Raw genomic sequence first — 9,114 nt, forward strand, 5'->3', positions numbered from 1 at the left:
ACTCGAGGGTGTAGTAGCGCGGGTGGAAGCCGCTGAAGTCGTAGAACAGCGGCGTGCCGGCCGCCGACGCGGAAAGCGCGATCGGCGCGTCTTCCCAGTGCGCGGACACCACGACGATGGCCTTGGGCTTCGGCATGGACTGTCCCCAGGTGAACAGGTCGTCGAGCCAGCGCGGGTCGTCGAGCGTCATGGGGGAGCCGTGGCTGACGAAGAGGGCGGGCAGTGGTCCGTCCACCGGTTCCCACCTCCGCTGGGCGCGGGCCTGGGGTAGCACCCGTGCGAGCAGTTGTTCGTAGGCGTGGGCGGGCTGCACGGGAGACAGGAGGTCGTCACTGGACTTGGTCATGATGGGCCTCGGATCGGAAGTCACTTCAAGGTTTAAGTGACAGCCTAGGGCTGGTCAGTTCAACCTTCAAGTGTGCGCGGGGTGGGCTCACTTCAGGCGTGAAGCTAGGCTCGGGTCGTGGAAGGTGCTCAGGACCCGCGCTGGCTGAACGACGAGCAGCAGCACACCTGGCGGGCGCTTGTCGGCCTGATCCTCCGCCTGCCCAGCGCGCTCGACACCCAGATGCGCCGGGACGCGGGCATCAGCCACTTCGACTATCTGGTGCTGTCGACGCTGTCGATGACGCCGGGACGGACGATGCGGATGGGGGAGCTGGCCACGCAGGCCGAGGCCTCACTGCCACGCCTGTCGCAGGTGGTCGCCAAGCTCGAGAAACAGGGCTGGATGCGCCGGACGCCCGATCCCGCGGACGGTCGCTACACACTGGCGGAGCTGACCGAGGCCGGGTGGGACAAAGTCGTCGCCACCGCTCCCGGGCACGTCGACGAGGTCCAGCGACTGGTGTTCGGCGCGCTGACCAAAGCGCAGCAGCGGCAGTTGGGTGAGATCAGCCGACGCGTCACCCGTGCCATCGAGGGCGGGTGACGCGAGCGGTGGAATCGCCCCTGAGCGCTCGCAGCCTCGACGGGATGGTGGACGCGGGCCAGCAGCGGGTCCAGGCAGAGGTGGATACCGCGCTGCGCAGACCGATCAGTTCCTCCGCAAGCCCGGCCACATCCGCCCTGCGGCGAATTGCGGCGCGACTGGTGTTAGAACTCCTAACACAATGAGGTGATCTTGAGTCGGCGCCAGCAGATGAGGCTGCATCCGCACAACGGCTCGACCAACTCCCACAACCCGTCCTCAACGTCCCACGGCCGATGCTGGGCCACCACAACCTCCCGCCAGAAGATCAACAACCGGCAAGATCAATACCACACCACCAAGATCATTCTGTTAGGACCTCTAACATCAGGCCAGGCGACTATTGGGCCGAAAAGGCCAAGAGGAAACGGGTTTACGAATTTCCTCGGCTCTGTCGGGAACTTTCTGTATAAGGCGTCCGGACTGGAGGGCATTCAAAATTCGTGTATCGACAAATTTAATGTTGTTGGCTGCCTCAATGGAATCGTGACCACAGCTGGCTGGGTGATCCCCGTCTACGGTGAACTCAGCGCTGGGAAAGTGGCTGTGGATGGAGCCATAGAAGGGGCCAACGCATTCCTTGAGGGTGAGCGTGCGGAAAGTGCCGCCGCGGATGCTGCCGAGTCCTGCAGTGTAAACAGCTTCACAGGAGATACGCCCGTCACTCTCGCAGACGGCAAGGAAAAACCCTACAACCAAGTCAAACTTGGTGACTCGGTGCTAGCCGCGGACCCAGAAACCGGGCAAACCCAAGCCCGGCCCGTCAGTGCCCTCATTCAGCACGCCGGCCCTCACGTCATGGTCGACATCACCACCAGCGATGGAGCCACCCTCACTGCCACTGACCATCACCCAATCTGGGACGCCACCACCCACACCTTCACCTACGCCATCGATCTCCACACTGGTGACCAAGTCCTCACAGATTACGGCTCCCTTATCACCGTCACCAACCTGCGCATCTACCAGCGCAACCTCACCGCTTACAACCTCCGAATAGGCGGAATCCATACCTACTACGCTGGCACTACCCCGATCCTCGTCCACAACAGTTGCGGTCCGGGGGCGGCCTTCCCCGATCGACCACTACCCCGCGACGAGTGTGGTAACCCTCTCCCTGATGTTGGCGCGCCACGCCCAACTCGGAACTCGCCCCGGCCGAAGCGGCAGTTATCCACAGGCGCGCGAGTTTGACGCCGAGGGCAAGCCGGTGCGAGACATTGACTTTACCGACCATGGACGGCCGCAAAACCACGACAACCCTCATCAGCACGTTTGGGAGCCGAACCCCACAGGAGGCACACCTCGCACCGAGACGGTAGCCGACACCGCGCTCGTTGACGATCCAGTTCTTCGAACCGAGCTTGGCGCGCAGGCTGCTGACGTGGGTGTCCAGCGTCCGACCCGGCACGCGTGCGTCACAGTGCCACACCCTGGCCATGAGTTCCTTGCGGGAATGCACCTCGGCGGGGCGCAGAGCAAGCTTGCGGAGCAGGTCGAGTTCCTTGGCCGTGGTCGGCACATGTCGTTCGTGCAGCCAGATTTCTCGGGTGTCCAGGTGGATCCACAGGGCGCCGACTGGCGAATTAGCGGGCGAGCCGGGCGCGCGTTTTCCATACTGGACAGTCACCAAAAAAACTTCAACCGCGCCGAGTGCTTTTCGGCACGGCTGTTTGTCAAATTTTTCAAACTACCAGCCGCCCGAGCGGCTTGCCGCAGAAATGCGGGGGATGTCAAGCGATGAGGAACGCGCGTTTTTTGTGGTGATCGACACTCGTTCCCGCCAGGCGCACGCGAAAAGTCCGGAAGGCGTTTGCCTCCCGGGACTTTTTCCGCGCGGAGCGGGGAGTTTCAGATACTTTCCGCTCCAGCGCAGGACAGCGGACAGGTACAGCCGGACCGGCCGCCCAAGCCAAGGCACACAGTCCCGCCGACCCGGCAATCTCGACCCCAACCGCAGCGCCGTCAGCGGGTGATCGACACGTCGATCCGGTACGTCGACGCCGTACTCGATAGCGTCACCTCGATGTTCGCTGGCCCCTGGTCTTCGATGAAGAACGGCGCGCCCTCGCGGTACGCGCGCTCCACGTTGTCCTTGCTCAGCTGGTCCGGCCTCATGTGTCCCAAAAGCCAGGACTCGGTGGCGGCGACTGGGTCGCCCTGCCCGGACGGCGCGGTCCAGGTGACCAACAGCCACGTGGCGGCTTTCAACTGCGGCGAACCCTGCTCGGTGAAGCCGGTCGGCCGCCCGATCCGCTCGTAGAGCGCCAGGGTCGCCTGTTCCTCTGAGCGGCGCTGGGACGCCTGGTGACCCCGCCACGAGTTGTAGCCGACGATCGCGCCGCCGACCAGCAGCAATGCACAGAACCCGCTAACCAGAGCGATGATCAGTCCCGTGTGGGACTTGCGGGGATGCGTGGGCGGCCGCGCACCGGCCAGTCCCGGCCAGTACCCGAAGGCCGGACCGGCTCCCGGGTAGGCCGGACCGTAGCCCCCTCCGCTCGGCCTGGCAAACCGCTCATCGTACGGCGGAGCGACGTCCGGATCAGCCGGTCCCGGCTCACCATTCATCGACATCGTTTAACCCCCTGCCAGCCGGCGCTCGGCCGCGCGTGCGGCCGGCAGTGCAGCCCGTTCACGCACGCACCCGGCGCCGCGGACGACGCCGGCCGGTCCGGCGCGTCCGGCTCAGGAGCGCACAGCCCGGCGCGAGGCCCCGCACCGTAGCTGCGCTGCTGCTTGGCTGGCGGGCTGCCGTCGGGGGGTGGGCCTGGCACCGTCCCAAAGCTCGTCATGCGCAGCACTCTAATACTCCAGTCGTAGATCGTGATGGTCATGGTTCTTGGGTGGATTGTCGCTGGTAGTGGGCTTGGCGGGCTCGGTTTTGGTGGTGTCTGCGCCAGTGTGAGAAGCGCATCCGATGCGCGGTGTTGGTGGTCGGGGTGATGGCGATGGTGGCGAAGAGGTGCTGGACTTCGTTGCAGGTTAGTGGAATCCAGCCAGGCGATGCTGTTTCTCGGGCACGTTCGGTCGCGGCGACGATGGTGAGGAAGGCGTGGGCGAGCATGGCCAGGATGGTCCAGCGATGCCAGGAGGTCCAGCGGCGGACTTGGTGCTGATCCAGGCCGGCCAGGCCTTTGCCGGTTTGGAAAGATTCCTCGACACGCCAGCGGGTTCCGGCCACGCGCACCAGAACGGGCAGCGCCACCAGGTCGGGTGCGTAGCAGCGGTAGAACGCCAGTTCTTTCGTGCGCCGGTTGCGCCGGATCAGCAGCCAGCGATGCCGGCCACGTCAGCACCGGGATCGATCTCGGCCAGGGCCCAGTCGTAGAAGCGATGTCCTTTCGCCCCAGCTCCAGCCGATGTCCGTCTCCACCACCCACCGCTTGCCCTTCCACGCCTCATCAATGAGGACCTGCAGGGCATCGTGCGCCGAACGCTTCGGACGGAACCCGAAGCTGCACGGCAGAAAATCAGCCTCGAAGACCGGCTCGAGCACGATCTTCAACGCGGCCTGCACGACACGGTCCCGGACCGCAGGAATCGACAGCGGACGCCGTTCCTTCACGCCCGGCTTGGGAATCAACACCCGCCGGGCCGACAACGGACGCCACCTCCCCTCCTGGAGATCCTCGGCGACTTCGTCCAGAAGCCGTCAATGCCGTACTCCTCGACATCGTCCAGAGTGGTTCCGTCAACGCCCGGTGCACCCTCGTTACGGCGCACCGCGACCCACGCCCGCCACAAGACGTCTCTGCGATAGACCTTGTCCCGCAGGCGCGTGGAACCGTCGTCCCGGATCGGCCTCGGCCGACCGGTAAAGCGCATGCTGCAAAGCACGAACCGGGTCCATCCTGGACCCCACCGCGGTGGAACTAGCCTGATCGGCACTCACCGGGCCCCTCCTTCCAGACATAACGCACGAACGAAGCAGCGGCCCTTCCCTCACCTGCGGTTCTGTTGTCCGCCCGGCTCGATCAGTAATATGGCCGCCTCCGACTCCCTCCCGGCACCCGAACCACTTCCCGGCTCCACACCGGTTATAGGACGAGCCTTTCCACGCCACACGCAGGACGCTCCGACCGGGGAGGGCCTCCCCAGTTCCCGCCGCCGCTATCTGAACGTTCCGCGCCCTCGTACGCCGAGGAGTCCCTCGCGGCTGCCCTTCCAGGATCTTCACCGCTTCCATGGCCTTCACCGTGAGCCGCACGGCTCGGCTCTCCCTCAATGTCTAACGACGCGGCAGGCTTCGCTATCCGCTACGGACCGCTCAGTTGCTTCCCCCAACGGGGCTTTCGACGCTGGGCTTCGACCCGGCCCGTTTCCAGACCAAGCCGCCAGCCTGCTACCGGGCCTCCTGGCAGCTACCCGGACCGGACTCACACCGGCAAGCGACGACGAGCTTCAGACCAGGTCACAACCGCTGGACGATCACCTCCTGATCACTGGGCGCACCGGCTGCCGTACTAGCCGAGGATGCTGATCACCGCGTCGCCCCGGCGGGCGGCGCAAGCATAGAACTCGCGGAGTTCCCGGATGTAGGGCAGGAGATATTCATCCAGTTCCGACGGGTCGTCCCAGATGTTTGGGTACAGGTCCAGTTCCGACATCCGGACGGGATCGAATCGCGCCCGTAGCTCGTCGTCGGACACGCTCGCCAGCGCGGCGCTGACCGCCACCACTCCGGCCGGCTCCAACACGGACCATTCGTGGTCGAGGACAAGGCGTTCCATGGGGAGGTAGATGTTTCTGAGGGGATGGAAGTCGTCCACATCGAGCAGACCATCTCCGGTGAGCAGAAAGCTGATTCCGTCCCACGCCTTGTCGATGCTGAGCCTGCGCCTGGTTCCGTCGGAGAGCATCTCCTCCTCATCGACGCCCGGTGGCAGGGCGGCGACAGCTCGCGCGGAGGTCAGTTCGTCCGGGCTCAACCGCATGAGCTCCACAACCATTCCCATGGCGCCGAGGCTAGCCACCCGGCAGGCCGGGCACACCGTCCTGGCAGGTTCGCGCCATCCGCCGGTATCCGGCCGGTTCAGACAGTATCCCGCGGATAACGGGCAGCCCATTCGGCGGCGTAGCGGGCGTCGGTCAGCGGTGGGCGGCCGGAGAAATGCCGGAACGCGTCGCCGGCGCCGGTTTCCACCAGATCGCGGTGTTCGAGCCGGCCGAGCCATTCGGCGGGCAGCCCGGGAATGCCATACCTGGCAACGATCATCGGCCCGGCGAGCGCAACGGTGATCGCGCTGCGGCCGGAATTCCCCACGGCGGACAATATTGTCCACTGTGGATCGAAAACCTCCGGAACACCGCGATCATGGCCCCCAGTAACAAGGCGGCCGTACCCAGCGCCCACAACGCTGGCGACGTCCACGGAGGGCCCGCGCGCAGCACCGCGACCAAGCCGAGCAGGACTGTCGCGGGCGGAAGCCCCGCCACGCGAGTATCCCGTGGCCCTTACACCCGGCCCGCATGGCCGGCGCCGGTGGCGATCGGTCCGCCACATCGTCGTATTCCGACTCCGGCCAGGTGGTCCGCGCCAACGCCAGGTGCAAGATCTCGCCGTCCCGCACCTGGTGCGCGCCGAGCGTGCGGCCGAGTTCGAACACCGTCCCGTCGGGTCGGCGCAGCTGCCACGATCTGACCGGCCAGCGATGGCCGGAGGACCTGGCCGCGAACGGCCTGGCGGCCGGATACGACGCCGCGGGTCGGACCTGGCCGCAAGCGGTGAGTTCGGGCAAGTTCTTCCGCCAGGACGCCGAAGGTGCAACTCTGACCAGGCCGACTGCCTGCATAGGACAAGCTTCGACCGTGCAATGACATAACAGACGGCCCAGGCAGGAACCTGCTGCGCGGGCTCAGCCATCCAGGTGTGCGCCACCCCTGTCATTGAAACCTCATGTTCGCTGGGGAAAGCTCGCACGGGTGACGCAAGAGAAGGAGCCGGACGGCTACCAGCGGCTACCCCATCTACGGCTCATCGCTGGCTGCGGCCTCGCCGCCATAGTGGTGGTCGTGGTGGCCGCGGTGGTGGACTTCGGGCCGAACACCACGCCGACACTGCCCACGGTCCCGGGTGTCGGTCGGACCGGAATCCCCAGGATGCCGCCCGGTTTTCCCACCAACTTGCCGTCCGGTTTCCCCACCAACTTGCCGTCCGGTTTCCCCACCAACTTGCCGTCGGATTTCCCGACCAGCCTTCCGTCTGACTTTCCCACTTACTGACTCCCATGCTCTGACGAGGACGACATGATCCTGGCCCCTCAGGCTGATCAGCCCCACCTGCCCAGGCCCGGTTCCCAGGACAACCGGATGCGCGCAGTGCTGTTCATCGCGATAGCCCTGTCCGCGGTCTACGCAGTGCAGATCATTGTCGACGTGTGCCGGCCGACATATCCGGAGGAGCCGGCACACGCTTGGGTTGGCTGGCTGAACCCGTGGCTTCAGGCTCCTGGACTCGTCGGACCGGAGCCCACGATCCTGTGGTACCAGGTCTCCTTCTGGTGCTACCTGATCAGCCTGCCCGCAGCCCTGACGATCTGGCTGTTCGGCCGCACCACCTGGGAACCGTGGAAATGGCAGGGTCTGGCCGCGGCTGCTCTGGTGCTGCCTTATCCAATCTGGTCGTTGGACAACTTCTTCGGGCATTTCGGGTTGATCTTGCTTTGTCTGCCGAGCAGCGCGTACGCACTCTGGTTGGTGCACCGGATGCAGCGCTATGGCCGTCTTCCCGTGTGGCTGCTGGTATCCGTGGCTTCCGGGGGCCTGTTCGTGGGCGGCGGCTTCGGCGGATCGATGCAGCAGTGGTGGCAGGACTACGGCTCGAACTTCAGCGCGGCAGCGAGCATGGCGGGCATGGCGAGCATGAACGAACAGACCTCAGTTCAGGACATGGTCCTCAAGCTGGCGAAGTTCAAGCTCGAGATCACCGCGGGCGGGGTGCTGGTCGCCGGTGTCTTCGAGGAAGTCGGCAAGGCTGTCGTGGTCGCAGTCGTCTACCTGCTGCTGCGCCGGTATGTGCACAACGTGGTCTCGGGGATCGTGCTCGGGGCGGCCGCAGGCATCGGGTTCAACCTGGGTGAGGCCGCCGCGTACATGGCCAAGTCGCATGGGGCAACCCAGTACTTCATGCGCCAGTCACTCGGCCTGCTGGCCGCGCACATGGCGTTCACCGCCGCGATCGGCGCCGGTTTCGGCATCGCCAGGCAACTGCGTGACCGGCGAAGCAGACGGCTGGCGATCGTCTCGGGGTTCGCGGTCGGCATCGGCGGGCACTTCGCCAACGACGTATTCCTCACGACGTGGTCGCAACACGAGGTGGACTGGTTCTCGCCGAGCCCGACCGTGCACACGCTGGTCCTCGCTCCGCTCACGTTCCTGCTGTTCCAGGGACCACTGGTGCTGCTCTACCTGGTACTCCTGCGACGGGGCCTGCGCGATCAGGCGGCGGGCCTCGCGGTCGAGCTGGCCGACGAGGCGGAGACCGGGTTCGGCGCCCTCACCCCGGAGGAGGTCGCGGTCCTCCTGCGTCCTTGGCGCCGCTTTTATTTGCGGCTAAAGGCTTTGCAGGTCGCTGGCCCGGCGGGTTATCTCTGGCTAGGCCGTCTCTACGAGGCGCAGCTACAGCTCGGCCTTGCGAGGTGGAATCGGGACCGGGGAGCGCAGGATCGGTTCGATCCCGACGTCCGGGTACTGCGCGACCGGGTTGTCCGCCTCAAGAAACAACAATTCCCGTCCGCCCAGCCGCTCCAGGTGGTGTCATGATCATCCGACGCATACCGGCCGTCGTCGGGACGGCGTTCGCGCTGTGGCTTTTCCTGCCGCAGACGGCGCAGGCCGCCACCGACCCCTGTGACCCGGTGCAGTACCAGACCGGATCGCAAGGGTCGTCCAGCAGCGGCGAGTGCGAGGGGGCATCCCAGATCGGGACGTTCGCCGCCGACGCGGCGGCACTGGCGGCGACGGCAGCGGCAGCAGCGGCGGGTGTGCTGGGAGGCAGAGTGCCCAGTCCGGGCGAACGCTCGGCTAATCCCCGCGCCGGTTTACCTGGAGTAACCGGCTCCGCCGGTCCTATGTCCCAGCGAGCCGGCATACCCGGACAGAACCCGACCGTCGGGCCCATGCCGTCGCGCGCCGGTCTGGAC

At 65.8% G+C, this 9,114-nt stretch carries 10 protein-coding genes and 3 pseudogenes; 5 read left to right on the top strand and 8 right to left on the bottom strand.

The window, feature by feature from the left end; translation table 11 throughout:
- Positions 1 to 346 (bottom strand): annotated as a pseudogene (locus FNH05_RS24335) (dioxygenase); the annotation flags it as partial.
- 117 nt (positions 347 to 463) lie between these two features.
- Between FNH05_RS24335 and FNH05_RS24340 the strand changes: the two are divergent.
- Both FNH05_RS24340 and FNH05_RS24345 read left to right on the top strand, forming a co-directional pair.
- Positions 464 to 931, top strand: coding sequence for a MarR family winged helix-turn-helix transcriptional regulator (locus FNH05_RS24340; protein WP_246127920.1), 468 nt, complete (start codon positions 464 to 466; stop codon positions 929 to 931).
- A gap of 192 nt (positions 932 to 1,123) precedes the next feature.
- Positions 1,124 to 2,164 (top strand): Hint domain-containing protein, encoded by a 1,041-nt coding sequence (locus tag FNH05_RS24345; RefSeq protein ID WP_144591034.1) that lies wholly within the window; start codon positions 1,124 to 1,126, stop codon positions 2,162 to 2,164.
- A gap of 130 nt (positions 2,165 to 2,294) precedes the next feature.
- On the opposite strand, the pseudogene FNH05_RS40080 reads toward FNH05_RS24345, so the two are convergent.
- From FNH05_RS40080 to FNH05_RS40085, 7 genes and pseudogenes are all read right to left on the bottom strand, one after another.
- Positions 2,295 to 2,600: pseudogene (locus FNH05_RS40080) on the bottom strand (winged helix-turn-helix domain-containing protein); the annotation flags it as partial.
- A gap of 335 nt (positions 2,601 to 2,935) precedes the next feature.
- A complete protein-coding gene (locus FNH05_RS24355; RefSeq protein WP_144591035.1) occupies positions 2,936 to 3,328 on the bottom strand; it encodes a hypothetical protein in 393 nt (130 codons plus the stop codon).
- Positions 3,329 to 3,803: 475 nt separating this feature from the next.
- Positions 3,804 to 4,345, bottom strand: a pseudogene (locus tag FNH05_RS24360) (IS701 family transposase); the annotation flags it as partial.
- Positions 4,263 to 4,559, bottom strand: coding sequence for a reverse transcriptase domain-containing protein (locus tag FNH05_RS24365; protein ID WP_144591041.1), 297 nt, complete (start codon positions 4,557 to 4,559; stop codon positions 4,263 to 4,265). The pseudogene FNH05_RS24360 and the gene FNH05_RS24365, both read right to left, overlap by 83 nt.
- 877 nt (positions 4,560 to 5,436) lie before the next feature.
- A complete protein-coding gene (locus FNH05_RS24370) occupies positions 5,437 to 5,928 on the bottom strand; it encodes a YfbM family protein (protein ID WP_186382710.1) in 492 nt (163 codons plus the stop codon).
- A 77-nt stretch (positions 5,929 to 6,005) separates the two neighbouring features.
- On the bottom strand, positions 6,006 to 6,245 hold the full coding sequence (locus FNH05_RS24375; protein WP_186382711.1) for a hypothetical protein: 240 nt from the start codon (positions 6,243 to 6,245) through the stop codon (positions 6,006 to 6,008).
- A gap of 40 nt (positions 6,246 to 6,285) precedes the next feature.
- Positions 6,286 to 6,765, bottom strand: a complete 480-nt coding sequence (locus FNH05_RS40085) for an EsaB/YukD family protein (RefSeq protein WP_425458486.1) — start codon at positions 6,763 to 6,765, stop codon at positions 6,286 to 6,288.
- Positions 6,766 to 6,895: 130 nt separating this feature from the next.
- Between FNH05_RS40085 and FNH05_RS24385 the strand changes: the two genes are divergently transcribed.
- From FNH05_RS24385 to FNH05_RS38875, 3 genes are all read left to right on the top strand, one after another.
- Positions 6,896 to 7,195 carry a hypothetical protein gene (locus tag FNH05_RS24385; protein ID WP_222426696.1) on the top strand — a complete coding sequence of 100 codons (300 nt, stop codon included), beginning with the start codon at positions 6,896 to 6,898 and terminating at the stop codon, positions 7,193 to 7,195.
- A gap of 24 nt (positions 7,196 to 7,219) precedes the next feature.
- Positions 7,220 to 8,734 carry a PrsW family glutamic-type intramembrane protease gene (locus FNH05_RS24390; RefSeq protein ID WP_144591039.1) on the top strand — a complete coding sequence of 505 codons (1,515 nt, stop codon included), beginning with the start codon at positions 7,220 to 7,222 and terminating at the stop codon, positions 8,732 to 8,734.
- On the top strand, positions 8,731 to 9,114 hold a 384-nt coding region (locus FNH05_RS38875; RefSeq protein WP_222426697.1), incomplete at its 3' end, for a hypothetical protein. The genes FNH05_RS24390 and FNH05_RS38875, both read left to right, overlap by 4 nt.

This window comes from Amycolatopsis rhizosphaerae (genome assembly GCF_007713715.1).
Lineage (GTDB): Bacteria > Actinomycetota > Actinomycetes > Mycobacteriales > Pseudonocardiaceae > Amycolatopsis_E > Amycolatopsis_E rhizosphaerae.

Coding starts and splice junctions, on each gene's coding strand:
- FNH05_RS40085 (WP_425458486.1), bottom strand. CDS start 6,765: ATGCAGGCAGTCGGCCTGGTCAGAGTTGCACCTTCGGCGTCCTGGCGG.
- FNH05_RS24370 (WP_186382710.1), bottom strand. CDS start 5,928: ATGGGAATGGTTGTGGAGCTCATGCGGTTGAGCCCGGACGAACTGACC.
- FNH05_RS24390 (WP_144591039.1), top strand. CDS start 7,220: ATGATCCTGGCCCCTCAGGCTGATCAGCCCCACCTGCCCAGGCCCGGT.